The organism is Kordiimonas sp. (assembly GCF_965216265.1).
GTDB lineage: Bacteria > Pseudomonadota > Alphaproteobacteria > Sphingomonadales > Kordiimonadaceae > Kordiimonas.
On sequence record NZ_OZ244153.1, the window covers coordinates 4060966 to 4079297 of the forward strand.

The 18332-nt window shown below is 51.1% G+C and carries 15 protein-coding genes; 5 read left to right on the forward strand and 10 right to left on the reverse strand.

The genetic code is table 11. The annotated features are described in order from the left end of the window. Window positions 1–82: 82 nt before the first annotated feature. Window positions 83–2200 carry a TonB-dependent receptor gene (locus ACOOGA_RS18875; RefSeq protein ID WP_420429202.1) on the forward strand — a complete coding sequence of 706 codons (2118 nt, stop codon included), beginning with the start codon at window positions 83–85 and terminating at the stop codon, window positions 2198–2200. Window positions 2201–2293: 93 nt separating this feature from the next. Here the strand turns inward: ACOOGA_RS18875 and gltA are convergent, their stop codons facing one another. Beyond that, window positions 2294–3526: a citrate synthase gene (gene gltA, locus ACOOGA_RS18880; RefSeq protein ID WP_420430701.1), complete on the reverse strand. Its 1233-nt coding sequence runs from the start codon at window positions 3524–3526 to the stop codon at window positions 2294–2296. A 108-nt stretch (window positions 3527–3634) separates the two neighbouring features. Beyond that, a complete protein-coding gene (gene gltX, locus ACOOGA_RS18885) occupies window positions 3635–5050 on the reverse strand; it encodes a glutamate--tRNA ligase (RefSeq protein ID WP_417461724.1) in 1416 nt (471 codons plus the stop codon). Between the two features lie 415 nt (window positions 5051–5465). Between gltX and ACOOGA_RS18890 the strand changes: the two genes are divergently transcribed. Beyond that, window positions 5466–7355: a ComEC/Rec2 family competence protein gene (locus ACOOGA_RS18890; protein ID WP_420430703.1), complete on the forward strand. Its 1890-nt coding sequence runs from the start codon at window positions 5466–5468 to the stop codon at window positions 7353–7355. Between the two features lie 11 nt (window positions 7356–7366). On the opposite strand, the gene lexA is transcribed toward ACOOGA_RS18890, so the two are convergent. From lexA to ACOOGA_RS18920, 6 genes are all read right to left on the reverse strand, one after another. Beyond that, the gene (gene lexA / locus ACOOGA_RS18895; RefSeq protein ID WP_417461723.1) at window positions 7367–8056 is read right to left on the reverse strand and encodes a transcriptional repressor LexA; all 690 of its coding nucleotides are present in this window, start codon (window positions 8054–8056) and stop codon (window positions 7367–7369) included. Between the two features lie 110 nt (window positions 8057–8166). Further along, a complete protein-coding gene (gene glp / locus ACOOGA_RS18900; RefSeq protein ID WP_417461722.1) occupies window positions 8167–9360 on the reverse strand; it encodes a gephyrin-like molybdotransferase Glp in 1194 nt (397 codons plus the stop codon). Further along, window positions 9354–9836 (reverse strand): cyclic pyranopterin monophosphate synthase MoaC, encoded by a 483-nt coding sequence (gene moaC / locus ACOOGA_RS18905; RefSeq protein ID WP_417461721.1) that lies wholly within the window; start codon window positions 9834–9836, stop codon window positions 9354–9356. The genes glp and moaC overlap by 7 nt, the downstream gene beginning before the upstream one ends. Window positions 9837–9840: 4 nt before the next feature. Continuing rightward, window positions 9841–10638 carry an indole-3-glycerol phosphate synthase TrpC gene (trpC, locus tag ACOOGA_RS18910; protein ID WP_417461720.1) on the reverse strand — a complete coding sequence of 266 codons (798 nt, stop codon included), beginning with the start codon at window positions 10636–10638 and terminating at the stop codon, window positions 9841–9843. Next, on the reverse strand, window positions 10631–11689 hold the full coding sequence (trpD, locus tag ACOOGA_RS18915; protein WP_417462107.1) for an anthranilate phosphoribosyltransferase: 1059 nt from the start codon (window positions 11687–11689) through the stop codon (window positions 10631–10633). The genes trpC and trpD overlap by 8 nt, the downstream gene beginning before the upstream one ends. Beyond that, entirely contained in the window at window positions 11673–12248 is a 576-nt protein-coding gene (locus ACOOGA_RS18920; protein ID WP_417461719.1) for an anthranilate synthase component II, read from the reverse strand. Before ACOOGA_RS18920 ends, trpD begins: the two co-directional genes overlap by 17 nt. Before the next feature lie 268 nt (window positions 12249–12516). Here ACOOGA_RS18920 and ACOOGA_RS18925 point away from each other — a divergent pair, with 268 nt between their 5' ends. Continuing rightward, the gene (locus tag ACOOGA_RS18925) at window positions 12517–13407 is read left to right on the forward strand and encodes a divergent polysaccharide deacetylase family protein (RefSeq protein WP_420429204.1); all 891 of its coding nucleotides are present in this window, start codon (window positions 12517–12519) and stop codon (window positions 13405–13407) included. Window positions 13408–13432: 25 nt separating this feature from the next. Here the strand turns inward: ACOOGA_RS18925 and trpE are convergent, their stop codons facing one another. Then, a complete protein-coding gene (gene trpE, locus ACOOGA_RS18930; protein WP_417461717.1) occupies window positions 13433–14950 on the reverse strand; it encodes an anthranilate synthase component I in 1518 nt (505 codons plus the stop codon). Then, window positions 14947–16875 carry a SurA N-terminal domain-containing protein gene (locus tag ACOOGA_RS18935; RefSeq protein WP_417461716.1) on the reverse strand — a complete coding sequence of 643 codons (1929 nt, stop codon included), beginning with the start codon at window positions 16873–16875 and terminating at the stop codon, window positions 14947–14949. Before ACOOGA_RS18935 ends, trpE begins: the two co-directional genes overlap by 4 nt. A 247-nt stretch (window positions 16876–17122) precedes the next feature. Here ACOOGA_RS18935 and tpiA point away from each other — a divergent pair, with 247 nt between their 5' ends. Together tpiA and secG are read left to right on the forward strand one after the other, a co-directional pair. Then, complete coding sequence (gene tpiA / locus ACOOGA_RS18940) at window positions 17123–17872, forward strand: triose-phosphate isomerase (protein ID WP_417461715.1); 750 nt, start codon at window positions 17123–17125, stop codon at window positions 17870–17872. Between the two features lie 132 nt (window positions 17873–18004). Continuing rightward, the gene (gene secG / locus ACOOGA_RS18945) at window positions 18005–18328 is read left to right on the forward strand and encodes a preprotein translocase subunit SecG (protein WP_417461714.1); all 324 of its coding nucleotides are present in this window, start codon (window positions 18005–18007) and stop codon (window positions 18326–18328) included. Window positions 18329–18332: the final 4 nt, after the last annotated feature.

Sequence of the window (18332 nt, forward strand, 5' to 3'; positions counted from 1 at the left end):
TTCACAGTGTCTTGCTCTTGGTCTTTTAGGAGGAATCGCATTTAGCGGTGCGGCTTCTGCGCAACAAGCTGAAAGTAGTGACATGACGTTCGAAGAGATCGTGGTTACGTCTCGAAAACGTTCAGAATCGATGATGGATATTCCCATGAGTATCAACGTGGTCTCAGAAGGCCTGATTGAGAAGATGGGTGCCTCCAACTATACAGATTTGCTTGCATCAGTTCCCAGCCTGACAGCGTATCAGAACGGGCCGGGGCGTACTCGCCTGGTTATCCGTGGTGTTGCGAACACTTCAAGCGGGGCGAATGATAACGATACACAGAACCAGGAAACAGTGGGCATCTATCTTGATGAAATTCCTATTTCGACCGGGGCGCTTAATCCGGAACTAGGACTGTTTGACCTGGAACGTGTAGAGGTTTTGCGCGGACCGCAAGGAACGCTATACGGCGCAGGTTCCATGACAGGAACGATCAGGCTTGTGTCCAAGAAACCGAACTTGCGGGAATTTGAAGGTAAGGTGGACGCGTCGCTTTCGACCATCAATAAGGGCAGCGAAAACTACGACGTTAAAGCGCTCGTGAATATTCCTGTGGTTGAGGATAGGTTCGCGCTTCGTACATCCGCCTACTACGAGAAGAACGGTGGATACATCGATAACGTTCTGACCGGCGAAAAAGACATTAACCATGGACGGGCTGTTGGTGCTCGCGTTTCCGCTAGACTTCAGTTAAGCGAGGCCTTCACGGCGGATTTTTCCTTCTTCCATCATGATTATTCCGACAATGGCCGCCCTGAAGATCTTGACCATACGCCACTGTTTTCGCGCGATTATCCATCAAACGATGGATATGACGACGAGATGCAAATCTATAACCTTACGCTCAATTATGATTTGGGCTGGGGGGAGATAGTATCTTCAACGTCGTATTTCGACCGCAAGGTGGTAAACCGTCGTTCGCTTGATCTCCTTTTTGAAACATTGCCTCCACAGATCGTGCCGCATGAGTTGATCGACACAACGGATACTGATGTGTTTGTTCAGGAAATTCGCTTGGCTTCGCAGACGGAATCGCCACTTCAGTGGACCGTTGGGGCCTACTTGGACAAGAAGGATGTACTCTATCTGAATACATTTCCGGTTCCAGGTGCGGACGCTATTCTCGGCGATTCGAGCAACTTTGGCGCACCGAAAGACCATCTCTACTATGGTTATGATGACCTTGAGGTTAAAACATACGCATTGTTTGGTGAAGCTTATTATACTTGGGATAAGTTTACATTTACCGCGGGCTTGCGCTACTTCAACTGGAAGCAGGACATTGAGTTCTATCAGTCTGGCCTTTTCAATGGGGGCGCCAACAGCGATGTGCGACCACAAAGTACGGTCGATGGCGTGAACCCCAAGTTCAATATCTCCTATCAGATAAATGACGATAATCTGGTCTATGTACAGATGGCCAAAGGTTTCCGTTATGGGGGTATTAATGGTGCCATTCCTGAGGCGGTGTGTGCCGATGAACTAGCACAGGTTGAACGCGAAGGAGGAGACACGCGGTTCTTTAACCCTGATAAAACCTGGAACTATGAAATTGGTAGCAAAAATTCGCTGGCTGATGGACGGGTAACGTTGAACGCCAGCTACTTCCATATCAAATGGCAGGACATGCAAACGTCACGCGGCTTTGAATGTGGCTTTGGCTTCAAGGAGAATGTGGGCGAAGCGACGAGCCAAGGTATCGAGCTTGAGCTGAATGCCCGGGTTACAGAGAACTTGAGCCTCTACCTGGGTGGTACCTACATCAACTCGGAACTGGCACAAGATGTACCAAATCTGGGCGCGGAAGAGGGCGACAAAGCGCCGTTTGTCCCTGAATTTGCGTTCAATACGTCAGCAGACTATGTACGTCCCCTCACTGACACAATGGATGGCTTCATCTGGGCCAACGTTCAGTATGTGGGTGAAAGAAACAGCCATTTCTCGGATGATGACGCCAATTTCCGGGCTATGGATGGCTATTTCGTGTCAAACCTTCGTGTTGGTACCCGTTGGGACAATCTGGAACTCTCTGTGTTTGCTAACAATTTGTTTGATGGGCGAGGTGTTATTCGCGCAATGCGTAGACCACCATTCGACCCCGATGCGACTATCAAGGTTGAGCCACGTACGATTGGTGTTTCACTACGCGCCAATTTCTAACCATCCGGTAGGGTGCTTCTATGACGTCCTACCTATCAGAAACAAAGAAAGGGCTGCGAAATTCGCAGCCCTTTTGCTTTACTTTTGGTCCAATTATCCGCGTTCTGCAACCGGCACATAATCTCGTTTTGGTGCGCCAGTATATAGCTGACGTGGGCGTCCGATTTTCTGCGTTGGATCCTCAACCATTTCTTTCCACTGCGCGATCCAACCTGCCGTGCGCGCGAGCGCAAACAGTACTGTGAACATTGCTGTCGGGAAGCCCATCGCTTTCAGGATAATGCCTGAATAGAAATCCACGTTCGGGTAGAGCTTTTTCTCAACAAAATATGGATCTTCGAGAGCAATCTTCTCAAGCTCCATGGCAACATCGAAGAGAGGATCGTCAACACCCAGTTCTTGCAGAACCCTGTGTGCCGTGTCGCGCATCACGGTCGCCCGTGGATCAAAGTTTTTGTAAACGCGGTGACCAAAGCCCATCAGGCGGAACGGATCGTTCCTGTCTTTGGCGCGAGCAACAAACTCTGGAATACGATCAACGGTGCCAATTTCCTGAAGCATATTCAGGCAGGCTTCGTTAGCGCCGCCGTGAGCAGGGCCCCATAGACAAGCAATACCTGCTGCAATGCAAGCAAACGGGTTAGCACCGGATGACCCTGCAAGGCGAACTGTTGATGTAGACGCATTTTGTTCATGGTCCGCGTGGAGGATAAAGATCAAGTCCATGGCCTTTTCAAGCGTGGGGCTGACTTTATACTCCTCGGCTGGGACCGAGAACATCATGTGTAGGAAGTTGCCTGCATAAGAAAGCTCGTTCCGCGGATACACAAATGGTTGGCCGACAGAATATTTGTACGCCATAGCAGCGATCGTCGGGATCTTTGCAATCAGACGGTAGCTAGCGACCATACGTTGATGTGGATCGTTGATATCCGTGCTGTCATGATAGAAAGCTGCAAGAGCGCCAACAACGCCAACCATGATGGCCATAGGGTGGGCATCACGGCGGAACCCGCTGAAGAAACGGTGAAGTTGTTCATGTACCATCGTGTGGTGGGTAATATCGTGAACAAATTTCTCTTTTTCTGCTTTTGTAGGCAGTTCACCAAACAAGAGAACGTAACAGACTTCCATGAAGTCGCTATTTGCAGCTAACTGTTCAATTGGGTAGCCTCGGTATTGAAGCTCGCCTTTTTCACCGTCAATATAGGTGATTTTAGACTCACAACTGGCTGTGGACGTAAAACCGGGGTCAAAGGTGAACATTCCGGTTTGAGCATATAGCTTCCGGATATCCATCACCTTCGGACCTACAGACCCCTCCATAATAGGAAGGTCGACGTCAGCGCCGGCGCCGGCCAGTTTAAGGGGATCATTCGACATGGTCCTTACTCCTTCTCAAAAATCAATCGTTCGGGTGGCCCGAACTAAGGATTACGCGGCAACGCGGTCCCTCAAGCGGCCGATCGTCTCGCTCTGGCCTAATATCTCCAAAGTCTCTACGAGGTCGCCGGACTGTTTCCCTCCCGTCACGGCGGCCCTTATCGGCTGCATCACTTTGCCTAGTTTAAGGGCTTCTGCTTCAGCAAAAGCCATAATGGCAGCTTTAATCACCGAGCCATTCCAGTCGGTGAGGGCTTCCAATTCGTTAGCCACTTGAGCAATTACCGGAAGAGTTTCTTCGGTTAATTGCCTAGCGGCATTTTCCGTTAGGTCTAACGGTCGTGTGTTACAAAAAAGAGACGCGCTTTCAACAAGTTCAGGCAATCTTTTTGCCCGTTCCGTGAGCGCGGGCATCGCGCGGATAATCCGGGACGCCTCTATCTCTGTTAGTGAGTGACCCACCCTATTTTCTAGTTCGCTTTGTACATTTGACAAGAGCCGTTCTGGGTCACTGTCACGAATATAGTGATTATTGAGATTATCCAGCTTGTCAAAATCAAAGCGGGCAGGGCTACGGCCTACGTTATCTAACGTAAACCATTCAGTTGCCTGCTCGGTGCTGATAATTTCATCGTCCCCGTGGCTCCAGCCTAGGCGAAGCAAATAGTTGCGCATGGCTTCCGGCAGGAAGCCCATTTCTTCATACCCTTCAACACCCAGAGCACCATGCCGTTTTGACAGCTTTTTACCGTCCGGCCCGTGGATCAGGGGAATATGAGCAAACACCGGTACAGACCAATTCATGGCTCTATATATCTGATACTGCCGAAACGCATTGTTCAGATGGTCGTCGCCGCGAATGACATGGGTCACCCCCATATCATGGTCGTCAACAACCACTGCTAACATATAGGTTGGTGTGCCATCTGAGCGGAGGATGATCATATCATCAAGCTCGGCGTTCTTGACAGATACGTCACCTTGTACTGCATCGCGGATCGTTACTTCACCCTCGCGCGGCATTTTGACGCGAATAGAATAGGGTGCGTCTGCGAGCGAACCGTCGACCTCGCGTCCACGCCACAAGTCACCGCGGAAATTGCGGCCTTCAGCGCGAGCTTTTTCGCGGGCCTCTGTCAGTTCCTCTGTCGTTGCATAGCAGCGATAGGCATTGCCTGCGGCCAGCATTGCAAGCGCCACCTCTTTATGCCTATCCGCTCTTTCCGCCTGGCTAACGGCATCGCCGTCCCAATCGAGACCAAGCCATGACATACCACGCAAAATGGCTTCGATAGCTTCATCTGTTGAGCGTTTTTTGTCTGTATCTTCTATACGAAGCAGGAAATTGCCGCCATGATGGCGCGCAAAGAGCCAATTATAGAGAGCTGTCCGGGCCCCGCCGATGTGGAGGAAGCCTGTTGGAGACGGCGCAAACCGCGTTACCACTTTGGGCATGTCACTTTGCATGCTCAGGATCTAAACCTTTGTTGTTTCTAACAAAATACCGATGCTGGAAATGTATAATAGCAGCGGTCGAGAAGTCTTGAATGGCTTTTAGCACAAGTTTTCAAACAACACAAATTGCTGCAGAACAAAAAATATATTCTGTTCTTATCCACACTTTCTACTATGCAGAAGGTGTGGGTAGTGCAGTATTCGTATGAGGGGTAGGGATTTGGCACAGGTGCTAGGGCGGCTGACAAATGTCTTGAAAGGTCATGGCATTCTTGCGGGCAAATCTCAGCTCCATAGCGAGTGGCGATTGATTGGTCTGACAATCTGTTTTGGTTTGGCCTGCGGTGTCTATATCTGGTTGCCCTACGAGATTCCTGGCGTAACTTTCTTTCTACCGCTGACCATAGTGGTCGGTATCGTTTGTACCATGCGCCGCGCATGGCGGAACAGCGCTGTGCTTTGTTTGATGATGGTCTTGCTTGGCCTTTTGATGGCAAGCATTCGAGTGGCTACTGTCGCCGCGCCGAGGTTCACCGTCGAGCGTTTCGTGTCTTTAGAGGGCACTGTAGAGAGCTATGACGTAAGGCCGGACAAAGCCCCTAGAATGATACTTGCACCGTCGACAATTAATGACAAGAAGGAAGGACTACCCGTCTATGTTCGACTGATTGTGAGAACAAAGGCAACGAAACCTATTGCTGCGGGCGACTTTGTCTCACTGAAGGCCATTCTGACACCACCTTCAGGTCCTGTAGTTCCCGGCGGATTTGACTTCGCGCGACGTGCTTTCTTTGGCAGCATTGGTGCCGAGGGGTTCGCTGCGTCAACGATAACAGTGCATGATCGCCCAGAAGGGGACCTCGTACCCTTAGGCCACATAGGTGAGACCCGAAGAAGGGTAATGAACGAAATTGTGGAGGTACTACCAGAGCAGGCAGGAGGCGTCGCTGTTGCCCTGATTGTAGGATACCGCCATCTGATTGATAAACAAACGGCAACGGCGATCAGGGATGCAGGGCTGGCGCACTTATTAGCCATCTCAGGCTTACACATGGGTTTGATTACAGCTGCGGCATTTTTCGTCTTTGAGTATATGTTTGCTGCGGTGCCAGCAATAGCGTTGAGGGTGCGTCCAAAAAAGATTGCGGCGGTTCTAGCTTGGTGCATTGCCCTTTCATACCTGATGTTGTCAGGTATGGGAGTGGCCACTGTGCGTGCGTTTATCATGATTAGTGTGGCGCTATTGGCTGTGCTGGTTGATCGACGCGTTCTTTCACTGAGAAGCATAGCTCTTGCAGCACTTATAATACTTTTTATCTGGCCGGAAACTATCTTGAGTGTGAGCTTCCAGATGTCTTTTGCAGCAACTGCGGCACTCGTGGCGGTCTACGAGTGGATATCCCGCTATGATTGGATTCGACCCCGACGTGAGGTAGGATTTACGGGGAGGGTTATTCGTTACGTGGGGTTCATGGCATTCACGAGCCTAATATCACAGGTAGCGATAGCCCCGTTTGCTCTCTATCATTTTCAGACACTTTCAATCATCGGTATCCTCGCGAACGTGATCGTTGTGCCCATCATGAGCTTGATTGTGATGCCAATTGCATTGCTGAGTGTTGTTCTGATGGCCTTCGGACTGCATCACTGGCCGCTCGTGGTGCTTGGTTGGGGAATAGAGTTTGTCATTGATCTCTCCCATTATTTCGCGTCCATGCCCTATGCGGTCTTCCGGTCTGGAGCACCTTCGGACGGGTTTCTTCTCGTAACTAGCGTTCTATTTGTGAGCCTGCTGATCATCAGGAATGCCCGCATTGTTGGGATCGTCAGCATATTCTTTCTAGTATCGATCGCCGCACCATATGGTGAGGTCGCTGATGTTTTGATTGACAATGGCGGACGTGTTGTTGCCAGGCAGGATCAGTCTTCAGGGAGACTTTTAATTGTTGGGGGGCGTCGGGACGGCTTTAGGGACGAAAGTTGGCGGCGATACTGGGGACTTGATCCGGATAGGGATGTTGGGGTCTTGCATCGGCACTGTGACCCAGACGCGTGTAGAACAGCATTGGGGCAGGAACGATATGTCACTGTGCTGAAGTCAATGAGCGGCCTAAGGAAGGCATGTGATCAAGGTGATGTGGTTATCGGCTCCTGGCGTTGGCGCCGATATTGCCGAGGAAGTGTACTCTATATAACCTTCGAGGAAATGGAGGCGTCATCGCCCCTCGCATTATTTAACATTAAGAATGGGGACATACGTGCCGAATTTAGCACACCGGACGGTACACGCCCATGGCACTTCACCCCTAGAAGGTAACGTCACTTCAGCTAGTGATATTGACGTAGAAGGCCAACAAGCCGACCTTGAACTTGCACTCGCCCAGCTTCCAACACTTGGGTTGAATATTCACGGTTTGCAGGAACGAGCTCTATAAACTGTCCATTGCGGCGCAGGGTTTTGAGGGTTGCTTCTTCGCGGTCGACTAGCGCGACAACAACCTCACCATCGTGGGCAGTATCGGCGCTCTCGATAACAACAGTATCGCCATCTAATATGCCGAGTTCGATCATGGAATCTCCTGATACTTCAAGGGCGTAACAGTTTCCACGCCCCAGCATATGGGGTGGGATGGAGACAAAACTATCGCGATTTTCCAAGGCTTCGATGGGTGTGCCTGCTGCTATGCGTCCATGCAGTGGAATTTCAACTCCATAGTCTTGCTGAGGTTTTGAGGGTTTTTTGTGCTGCTGGCCAAATGTTGGAGCGATAACGTTGCTTTCTTTCGCCTTTTCAACGGTCTGGTTGTCCGGCATTTTTAGTATTTCAAGCGCTCGCGCACGGTTAGCCATGCGGCGGATGAAACCACGTTCTTCGAGAGCGTTGATCAATCGATGAACACCTGACTTGGATTTAAGGCCCAATGCATCCTTCATTTCGTCAAAAGATGGAGAAACACCATTATCAGAAAGGCGTTTCTGAATGAACAAAAGAAGTTGCTGCTGTTTAGCTGTGAGCATCGAGTGCCTCCACCGTTTTGTTTTCGGTATGTTCTCTTTTAGTTCACCTTTTGGATGCTTGTCAAGGAGAACAAAACGGCGTTTGGAAATGATATTGGTGCCAATTCTATCTAGAATGGCAAGAACGGGACTAGATCACCGGCAGATGAGGCGGGGCAGTCGGGCGCGCGAATAATAAGCCCGTCTGACTGCGCCAGCACACTCAATAGGCTACTGTCCTGGTCAACAGCGGGGTCAACTCTACGTTCACCGGGATGACCGATGAGCCGAGCTCGCACATAGTGTTGACGTGAGCCGTTTTGCGGCATGGATGCAGCTAGCGGCAAAGGTACACCGGTGGGCAGCGGTGCCGGGCGCCCCATGAGCTTATCAACAAGTGGGCGAGCGAAGAGCAGGGCGCATACAAAGGCGGACACCGGGTTGCCGGGAAGCCCCAGAACCTTGGTTTTTCCGATCTGGCCGCTTATTAACGGTTTACCCGGGCGCATTGCCACTTTCCAGAAGCCGAGCTCCATGTTTTCATCTGATAAAGCTTTTTGTATTAAATCTTTATCCCCGACGGATGCGCCACCGATTGTGATCAATATGTCTGCGTTTGCGGCTGCTTTGATATATTTGCGCAAAGAAGGCAAATCGTCCTTAGCCTGCCCTAAAAACGAGCATTCCGCTCCAGCACTGGAAAGCAGAGCCATGATCTGAGGTGCGGTACTGTTAACCGTTTCAAAGGGTTGGAAGTGTTTTTGGTCCGGGGCAACAAGCTCATCTCCGGTGGAGAGGATAGCGACCTTAGGTGCGCGATGAACCATGAGATGGCTATGTCCCGCTGATGCCGCGAGGCCAATAGCTTTTGGAGTTAGGAAGGTGCCAGCGTCCAAAACACATTGTTTATCAGCAAAATCGATGCCCGCTGCCCGAATGTTTTTCTGCGACGTCGGCGTTTCTCGGGAATACATGTTTCCTTCACGAAGGTCGGTATTTTCCTGAATAATGACCTGATCTGCCCCCTCAGGAACAGCGGCGCCAGTGAAGATGCGAACAGTTTGCCCGGCGACCACTACACCCTGAAATGGCTTTCCAGCCGCACTTTCACCAATGACCTCGAAGCACTGCATTTTCCCATCTAGATCGACACTTCTTACGGCATATCCGTCCATCGCAGAAATCGCGCATCCCGGTTGTGACCGGCGCGCTGCTATGGGCGCGGCTAGAATCCTACCTGAGGTCTTTTCAACGCCAAGCCTTTCAGTTGTAAGCGGTTTGGCGGAGCCGATAATATTATCGAAGGCTTTTTCGACGCTTAACATGTCGCAGCCACTTCATAACGCCCGGATTTTCCACCTTCTTTCATAAGTAGCTTCACTTCCTGAATGCAGATGCCTTTATCGACGGCTTTAGCCATATCATATAGCGTAAGCGCTGCCACAGTTACTGCGGTTAAGGCTTCCATTTCTACACCTGTTTTTCCAGTAACCTGTACGGTCGCCGAGAGGGCGATATGTTCTGCACCCTCGCGCTTAATATCTATATTGGCGCTAGAGATTGGTAATGGGTGGCACAGTGGAATGAGATCGCTGGTCTTTTTAGCGGCCATGATACCGGCTAGTTTGGCGGTTGCAACGACGTCGCCTTTAGGGAGTTTGTCGCTGAAAATAAGGTCAAGAGTCTCGCTTTTTGCTTGGACAATCGCCTGAGCAATAGCCGTTCGTTTTGTGACATCTTTGGAGCCGACATCCACCATCTGAACCGCTCCTTTTTCGTCAACATGGCTGAGTTTTCTCATCCTTTTAGCTCGCTTTCTGGAGTTTTCTGACCGCTATTTCGACGTCAGGCTCGCGCATAAATGTTTCGCCTATCAAAAAGCAGCCTGCGCCGACCTTTTCACACGAGGCTAGATCATCCGTCGTTTTTAGACCAGATTCTGCAACAGCTATACGATCTTTAGGGAAGGTTGGTACAAGTTCAAGTGTCGTATTTAATGAGACCTCCATGGTCTTCAGGTTTCGATTGTTTACCCCTACAAGCGGGCTTTGAAGCTTTAGAGCACGGTCAAGCTCTTGCTGGTTATGAACTTCGATAAGTACGTCCATGCCTAGTTGATGTGCCAGGCTCTCAAGCTCGAGAGCCAGCGTATCATCAAGGGCGGCCATGATCAGCAATATGCAGTCAGCATCCAGCGCTCGAGCTTCGACGACCTGATATGGGTCGACCATAAAGTCTTTCCTGAGTACAGGGATCTTGCAGGCGGCCTTGGCAGCAACGAGATAGCTATCATGTCCCTGGAAATAGGGAATGTCGGTCAATACGGATAAGCAGCTTGCACCGCCTCTCTCATATGAAGCGGCGAGTGTGGCAGGATCGAAGTCATTTGGGCGAATGAGGCCTTTGGACGGGCTTGCTTTTTTAATTTCGCATATAAAGCCGTAACGTCCTGCAGTGCGGGCGTTTTTTAGCGACTGTATAAAGCCTCTGGGTTTTTCAGCATTCTTTGCTATGACTTCAAGCTCGCCAAGTGGAACGGAAAGTTTAGCCTCCACAATGTGATCACGCTTGCGGTCGCAAATTTCGGCAAGAATGTCAGGCATCTAAGGGCTCCGGCTTATGACGCTGCGTAAAAGTCACCCATTCGTCCAGCCGGTGCGCCGCAGCACCATTGTCGATCACGTCAGCACCCATAGTGACGCCAGCATTAAGGCTATCAGCTTTGCCTGCGACAACTAATGCAGCTCCGGTGTTCATGAGAACAATATCACGATAGGCGGATGGCTTGCCAGCCAGCAAATCTCGTATTGCTTGAGCGTTGACAGTTGCGTCACCGCCTTTAAGGTCGTCAAGGTTGGCGATGGTTAGGCCGACATCGCCCGGTTCGATATCAAACTCGTTGATGGTACCGCCTTTAAGTTCTGCGACATGGGTCGCACCTGTCGTGGTGACTTCATCCAAACCATCACTCCCGTGGACGACCCATACATGCTCGCTACCAAGCTTTTTGAGCACCTCAGCCATGGGGCGCAACCACTTTCTGTCAAACACACCAAGCACTTGCCGTCGAGCTTGCGCTGGATTGGCAAGCGGGCCCAAGAGATTAAAGATCGTACGCAACTGAAGTGATGCGCGGGCCGGAGCAACGTGGCGCATGGCCTTGTGGTGAGCTGGTGCAAACATGAATGCGAAGCCAAACTTGCGAAGACTTTCTTCGTTGGCTTCTTTGCTCATTTCAAGGTTTGCACCCAGTGACATCAGAACATCGGCGGATCCCGATTTTGACGATACCGAGCGATTACCGTGTTTTGCAACCGGTGCTCCCGCTGCGGCGGCAACCAGGGCGGCAGCTGTGGATATGTTATAGGTGCCTATTCCGTCGCCACCTGTACCACAGGTGTCGATATGCCCAGATGGAGCTTCAATTTTATCAGCTTTTGCGCGCAATACACGGGCCCCACCGACAATTTCATCTACCTGTTCGCCACGTACCCTGAGCGCCATGATAAAGGCAGCCATTTGCGCAAGGTCAGCGGCGCCAGACATGATTGTTTCAAAAGCTTCCTGAGACTGCTCAGCGCTCAGGTGGTGGCCCTCAGCAAGCAGGGCGAGTGTAGGGCGTAAGTCTGACATTTCTCTAAGCCTGTTCGCAATAGTTTATAAAGTTCTTCAGCACGGCATGTCCGTGTTCGGATGCGATGCTTTCGGGATGGAACTGCACCCCAAAGAGCGGATATTCTCTATGTTGCAGGCCCATGATGAGACCATCTTCCGTCTCGGCTGTGATCTCAAGACAACTTGGTAAGGTGGAGCGCTCGACAATGAGCGAATGGTATCGTGTAGCGTCGAAGGGTGATGGCAACCCGGTAAATATACCTTTTTCATTATGGATAATATGGCTGGTTTTACCATGCATAACGTAGGGTGCGCGGCATACGGTGCCGCCAAACGCCTGCCCAATGCTCTGAAACCCAAGGCAGACGCCCAAGATCGGGATGCTGGTTTTGGCTTTTTCTATTAGCTCAAGGCAGATTCCGGCTTCATTTGGGGTGCAGGGGCCAGGGCTGATGATGATACCATCTGGTGCCCTTTGAATAACTTCATCAGCAGTAATCTGATCGTTGCGGATAACGTCAACTTTTGCCCCTAATTCAACCAGATAATGGTACAAATTATAGGTAAAGCTGTCGTAATTATCGATCAGAATATACATTGTGGTCGCCCGTGATTCTTGAAACAATTGGACAATGCGGCTTTCGAGAGGAATGTCAATGGCGGACTGGGTGTTTTAAGCCTGTGAAAGCCTCGAATTTGTAGAAGTGATGAAGCGTAGAGTGACCAGGCAAAAAAAACTAAATACGGGTTCAAAAAATGATCGCCGTAACATTTTCAGCAAGCTTACGTGGGCGAACTTTAAGAGAGCCGCCATATATGTCTATATAGCAGTTGTCGGTGTTACTTCATATGGTCTGTATTCAGTTTTGCAGAGCGATACTTTGCCGCCGGCCGCCTCAATTGAAGGTGAGCCATCAGACAATGTTGTTGCGGTACTTCAGTCGATGAACGGTGAAGAGCAAGCTCAGGTTCCCATCGAAGACCTCGATAATATTGTTCCAATTCAGGCCGTACCTGCATGGCGGCTCAATGCAGCTGTATGGAATAAGGCAGGTAAAAACCCTGTGGTTGCTGTGGTGATTGACGATCTTGGGCTGTCTGAAAATGCGACCCTTATCTTGACGGCCATGCCGGGTCCGTACACGCTGGCTTACCTCCCGTATGCAGACAACCTGCCTGAGCAAACGGGGTATGTGAAGGCTGCCGGACACGAGCTTATGGTACATTTGCCGATGCAGCCGAAAAACAGAGAAACGGATCCGGGCTCAAACGCGCTGCTTTCTTCGCTTAGTCAGGAAGAGTTTGAACGGCGTGTAAACTGGAACCTGAGCCAGTTTGATGGCTATGTTGGTGTAAACAATCACATGGGTAGTGAGTTAACAGAAGATGCGGGTGCTATGGTGCGTGTCATGATGAAACTGCGCCAAAACGGCCATCTTTTCCTTGATAGCCTGACCTCTCCTAAAAGTGTTGGTGTTCGAGCCGCCAAGGCAACCGGCGTGCCTTATATTTCACGTGACATCTTTTTGGACAACGTGCGTGAAGAAGGCGCGATCGAAGAGCAACTCGAGAAACTTGAGCGTATTGCGCGGATACGGGGCTACGCTGTAGCGATAGGTCACCCATATGACATTACGTTAGAGACGCTAACTAAGTGGCAGAAAACGCTGAAAGAAAAGAAGATATCACTGGTACCGCTAAGCCAGGTCGTGGCCGCGCAGGAGGCAGGACGTCATGGCGCTGAAACGGCACGATAGCTTGATGAAAGTACTGGTGAAAGCATTAGCCGCGGTTAGATTTAGCGAAACGTAGGGCCTCTTTGGCCGCAGCAACCAGTGCGCGTGCCTTGTTTTCACATTCCTGATACTCAGATTCGGGCGTGCTATCTGCAACGATGCCGGCACCTGCTTGTACGTGCATAACATTATCCTTCACGATAGCGGTTCTGAGTACGATACAAGTGTCCATCGCGCCGTTGGCGCTAAAATAGCCTACACTGCCAGCGTAAGGGCCACGTGCGTCAACTTCCAGCTCATCAATGATCTCCATAGCCCGGACTTTGGGGGCGCCTGAAACAGTGCCAGCTGGGAAGCCCGCGGATAAGGCATCTATGGCGTCATATCTTCCATCTATGGTTCCGACGACGTTGGAGACGATATGCATGACATGAGAATAATATTCGATCGTGTCGCGCGCTGTAACACGTACTGAGCCTGGCTTTGCCACACGTCCAACGTCATTGCGCCCCAAGTCAAGGAGCATCAAGTGTTCCGCACGTTCCTTCTGGTCGGCTAAAAGGTCGTCTGCAAGTGCAGCGTCTTCAACTGGGTTGCTACCGCGCTTCCGGGTCCCAGCGATTGGGCGGATCGTTACCTCGTGGTCTCTGAGCCGTACGAGTATCTCTGGACTGGAGCCCACAATAGCAAAATCCTCGAACGCAAGATGATACATGAACGGAGAAGGGTTGGTGCGCCGTAAGGCCCGATAGAGTGAAAATGGCGGCAATTCAAACGGCATCGAAAATCGCTGACTAAGCACAACCTGAAAAATGTCGCCAGAGAGAATATATTCCTGTGCTTTGGCAACCATATCAAAAAAGCGCTCTCGAGAAGTGTTTGAGCTTGCGTCTTCGATTGATGGCGCTGCAATAGAAGCGTTCAGGGGCAGGGGGCTGTCTAGTCGCTCTAGCATCTCTTCAAGGCGCCTGTCTGCGTTCTGCAGGGCTTGGTGTGCATCGACATCCGCGTCAGGGCGTACAGGCGTGACCAACGTAATCAGATTGGTGACGCTATCAAAAATTGCCATCACAGTTGGGCGAATGAATATAGAAGTGGACATGCCTAAAGGGTCTGGCTTCCCATCGCCGATGTCTTCCATCTGGCGAACCATGTCATAGCCCATATAGCCGACAATGCCGGCGGCCATCGGCGGCAACGGGTGTGGCAGGTCGATCAGGCTTTCCTGTTGTAAAGCCCTGAGGCTTTCCAGCGGCTTTTGTGAAAGCTGCTCATAGGTCTGGTTTGTAAGAGCGTTTCTGCGAATGCTTACCTTATCGCCCTCAGCGCGCCATACGATGTCAGGGCGGAGCCCAATGATTGAGTAACGCCCACGGTTTTCTCCACCTTCTACAGATTCCAACAGGCAGGAATATTCTTCGCCAACGCTTAACTTCAGGTAGGCGGAAACCGGTGTATCAAGGTCTGCCACAATGGTAGTTGAGGCAACTTGGCCTTCGCCGACCTGATACTTGTTTATTTGTGCCTCGAAGGAGAGGGAATTTGCGTCAAGGCTTGGACTCACTGATCTACGTCGCTACGGAAAAGTTGTTGGACAATGTTGGTTTTGATCTCTGGCTCGTATTTATCGAGAAGGTAGCTCTGATACTGCTCGAAAACCTCGGACTGAGTTTGCTCAACCAACTGTGCGTATAAGGTATCAACAGCCTCAGGGTTGGCGGTTGGTTCACCCGGCATTACACCGTTTACACGTACAACCACGTACCCGTTACCATCGGCTGCGCGCTCTGCATCCACTGTTCCAACACCAAGTTCGAAAATCAAACGGCGAATATTTTGGGAAAGACCAGAACTGCCCTCAGCCGTACGGCTAACGTTTTTAGCGTCAAATGAGGTGCCGCCGAGCTCTTGAGCAACAACCTCAGGGTCTTCACCAGCTTGCAGGCGGGTCTTGGCAAGCTCGGCAATTTCACCAGCACGGCGCTGGCGTTCTTCAGTTTCCCATGCTGAACGTACCTGTGAGGCTACTTCCTCGTAGGCCCGTTCAGCAGGCTCTTGAACTTCGGTTAACTCAACAAGATAGACACCTTTAGTGTTATCCTGCGGGTCCAGGTCTGTGACTTGTGCTTCAACACCGAGGTCACGACGGAATGCGTCTTGCATCACGATGTACTCGTTTTGTTGGGTAACGAGTTGGGTGCCAGAAGGCCCTTTGCCTTGAGCATCGACCGATGTCACCGTAGCCAATGTGAGGTCCAGTTTGTTGGCGACAGGAGACAAGGCGCCATCTTCCGCGATAGCATCTTCAAGGTCAGGTAAGAAGTCAAACATCAGGTCTACCGCCAGTTCCTCGCGAAGCGCAGCCTCAAGTTCGCCTCGTACGTCCGCAAGCGTGGTGGAAACGCCCGGTGTAATGCCTGTGACTTTAAAGATATTCCAACCGGCAATGCCCTCTAGTGGCTGCGATGTCGCGCCTTCTTCAAGCGCGAAAACTGCCTCGGCTGTGGTCTGATCCAGGCTGATAGCGAGGTCACTCCTGCTTGTTTGCCCAAGGTCGATTTCCTCAGCTGTAAAGGTAGTTGCAGTTGCACCAGCCTCAACAAAATCTGCCCCGGCGGCGATTTGTTGCAGAAATGCTTGCGCTTCCTCTTCAGTTGGGAAGCTTACTTGCTGAAGTGCGCGCAGTTCAGGCTGTTCATACTCGTCGCGGCGGGTCTCAAAAGCGGCGGCAATATCTTCCTCAGTAATGTCTACTTTGTCAGTGAACTGAGCAGGCGTTAACATTACGTAGCGATAGCTGCGGCGCTCAGGCGTCATATATGACGCTTTATTAGCTTCATAGTTTGCCAGTAGCTCTTCCTCGCTCGCTTCTGCAATATCCGTAATGTCACTCGCGGAGATGTTGATCATGGACGCACGGCGACGCTCAGCCTGCCAAACAAACAGTTGCTCCGCCATGGCGCGCGGCAGAAGGTCCGTGCTCGCCATGCTGTTGAGAAGCTGTTCACGTGAAATGTTCCGGCGCAAGTCGGCATAAAGCTCAGCTTTCGAGAAACCTGCACTTTGCAGTGCACGTTCCATCATATCCACACTGAAGCTACCGTCAGGAGCCTGAAAAGCTTCAAAGGAGCGCAGGTCGTCCGCCAATTGCGCTTCTGTTGCCCGGAAGCCCATTTCACGTAGGTTCTCCTCAATCGCAGCGTCAGTGACCATCTGGTTGAGCACTTGATAGTCGAGGTTCATCAATCGGATGATCTCTTGCGTATTCATTTGCCCACCGAATTGCGTTTGCAGTTGGGTCGCACGGCGTTGTACCGCGTTTGCGAACTGTTGGGTCGGTACGTCGGTTTCTCCGACTTTGGCGACGATCCGAGTACTTCCCGCAAGCATGCCGGGGCCTATACCCCAGATCGCAAATGCGGCAATCAAAACGCCTAAAAGGGCTTTAACAAAAATGGAGTCCAAAGCCCCACGAAGATTGAAAAGCATGCACCCGTGCTCCCGTCGGTATTACGCTACAATTTTTATCGGATAGCCTGAGAATGACTCCCCGCATTAGGGCGCGCATCATAAGCATGCTTTTTCGCCGCCGCAACAAGGGAAATCGCGGATTGTAAGACTGCGAGCTGTTTGTTTGGGAACGCATTGGTGTTTGGTGTTGTGAAAGTCTGGTTATTCGCGCCCTAATTTGCTAAGCAACGCCTCATAAACCATCAAAAAAATAAAGAGGCCCAATATGAAACCTACAGCGCTTGTTGCTGGCAACTGGAAAATGAATGGCTTGGCGGAAAGCCGTAGCGAGCTTGAAACACTATCCAAGCTCCTGAAAGAGGGTACAGAAGCAGGCTGTAATGTTTTGATATGCCCACCGTACACCCTGATTTCCTCGTTCGCGGCAATGAACGCTGAGAGCATTGCGATCGGTGCACAGGATTGCCACGCGAAGGCGAGCGGCGCTCACACAGGGGACATTTCAGCACAGATGCTGCGTGATGCCGGTGCAGAATATGTTATTGTGGGCCATAGCGAGCGGCGGGCTGATCATGGGGAGAGCAGCGCGCTTGTATGCGCCAAAGCGAACGCTGTGCTATCTGAAGGATTGCGAGCCATTGTTTGTGTTGGAGAAACTGAAGCAGAGCGAGATGCAGGGAGCACACTGACTGTTGTTCTTGGCCAACTTGCAGAATCTATCCCTGAAAGCGCCACACCTGATAATATGATTGTTGCCTATGAACCGGTATGGGCTATCGGGACAGGCCGCACCCCGACGACCGACGATGTTGCAGAAGTTCATACAGCCTTGAGAAATGCGCTCGTTGAGCGGTTTGGCGAAAATGGGAGGAGGTTCTCGCTCTTATACGGGGGGTCAGTGAAACCTTCGAACGCAAAAGAGCTGATGTCGGCACCTAATGTGAATGGTGCTCTTGTTGGGGGCGCAAGCCTAAAGGCCACTGACTTCAACGGCATTATCGACGCGTACCGTTAGAGTATTATCGCCTTGCGCTGTAATTTGGGCTTGGCAAAGGCTATCGTCATGAGATAGAAACCGCGCTTTGAATAGCTGACGATAATTGTTTTATCAGTTAGCTTAGGCAAACGAGTTTGTAGGACAGGTTAAATGGAAACCGTATTACTGAGCATTCACCTGATTGTCGCCATCGCTTTGGTCGCTGTCATTCTATTGCAGCGCTCTGAGGGTGGGGCTCTTGGTATTGGTGGTGGACAAGGCGGCATGATGACGGCACGCGGTGCTGGTAACCTGCTGACAAAGACCACGAAGTGGCTCGCCATTGTGTTTCTGGCAAATTCGCTTCTTCTGGGGTGGTTCGCAGCAAACAAACGCGGTGATGATGCGGTGCTTGACGCAGCCGTCGAACAGACCCAGCAAGAGGATAGCCAACTGCCTGAATTACCAGCCGTTCCAGAGGACGGCGAGGGTTAAGAGA

Excerpts from the sequence above, each read along its gene's own strand:
- ACOOGA_RS18935 (WP_417461716.1), bottom strand. The coding sequence starts at position 16,875 with ATGCTTTTCAATCTTCGTGGGGCTTTGGACTCCATTTTTGTTAAAGCC.
- lexA (WP_417461723.1), bottom strand. The coding sequence starts at position 8,056 with ATGCTCACAGCTAAACAGCAGCAACTTCTTTTGTTCATTCAGAAACGC.
- moaC (WP_417461721.1), bottom strand. The coding sequence starts at position 9,836 with ATGAGAAAACTCAGCCATGTTGACGAAAAAGGAGCGGTTCAGATGGTG.
- gltX (WP_417461724.1), bottom strand. The coding sequence starts at position 5,050 with ATGCAAAGTGACATGCCCAAAGTGGTAACGCGGTTTGCGCCGTCTCCA.
- ACOOGA_RS18875 (WP_420429202.1), top strand. The coding sequence starts at position 83 with ATGACGTTCGAAGAGATCGTGGTTACGTCTCGAAAACGTTCAGAATCG.
- tpiA (WP_417461715.1), top strand. The coding sequence starts at position 17,123 with ATGAAACCTACAGCGCTTGTTGCTGGCAACTGGAAAATGAATGGCTTG.
- gltA (WP_420430701.1), bottom strand. The coding sequence starts at position 3,526 with ATGGAGGGGTCTGTAGGTCCGAAGGTGATGGATATCCGGAAGCTATAT.
- glp (WP_417461722.1), bottom strand. The coding sequence starts at position 9,360 with ATGTTAAGCGTCGAAAAAGCCTTCGATAATATTATCGGCTCCGCCAAA.
- ACOOGA_RS18920 (WP_417461719.1), bottom strand. The coding sequence starts at position 12,248 with ATGTATATTCTGATCGATAATTACGACAGCTTTACCTATAATTTGTAC.
- trpC (WP_417461720.1), bottom strand. The coding sequence starts at position 10,638 with ATGCCTGACATTCTTGCCGAAATTTGCGACCGCAAGCGTGATCACATT.
- ACOOGA_RS18890 (WP_420430703.1), top strand. The coding sequence starts at position 5,466 with ATGCGCCGCGCATGGCGGAACAGCGCTGTGCTTTGTTTGATGATGGTC.
- secG (WP_417461714.1), top strand. The coding sequence starts at position 18,005 with ATGGAAACCGTATTACTGAGCATTCACCTGATTGTCGCCATCGCTTTG.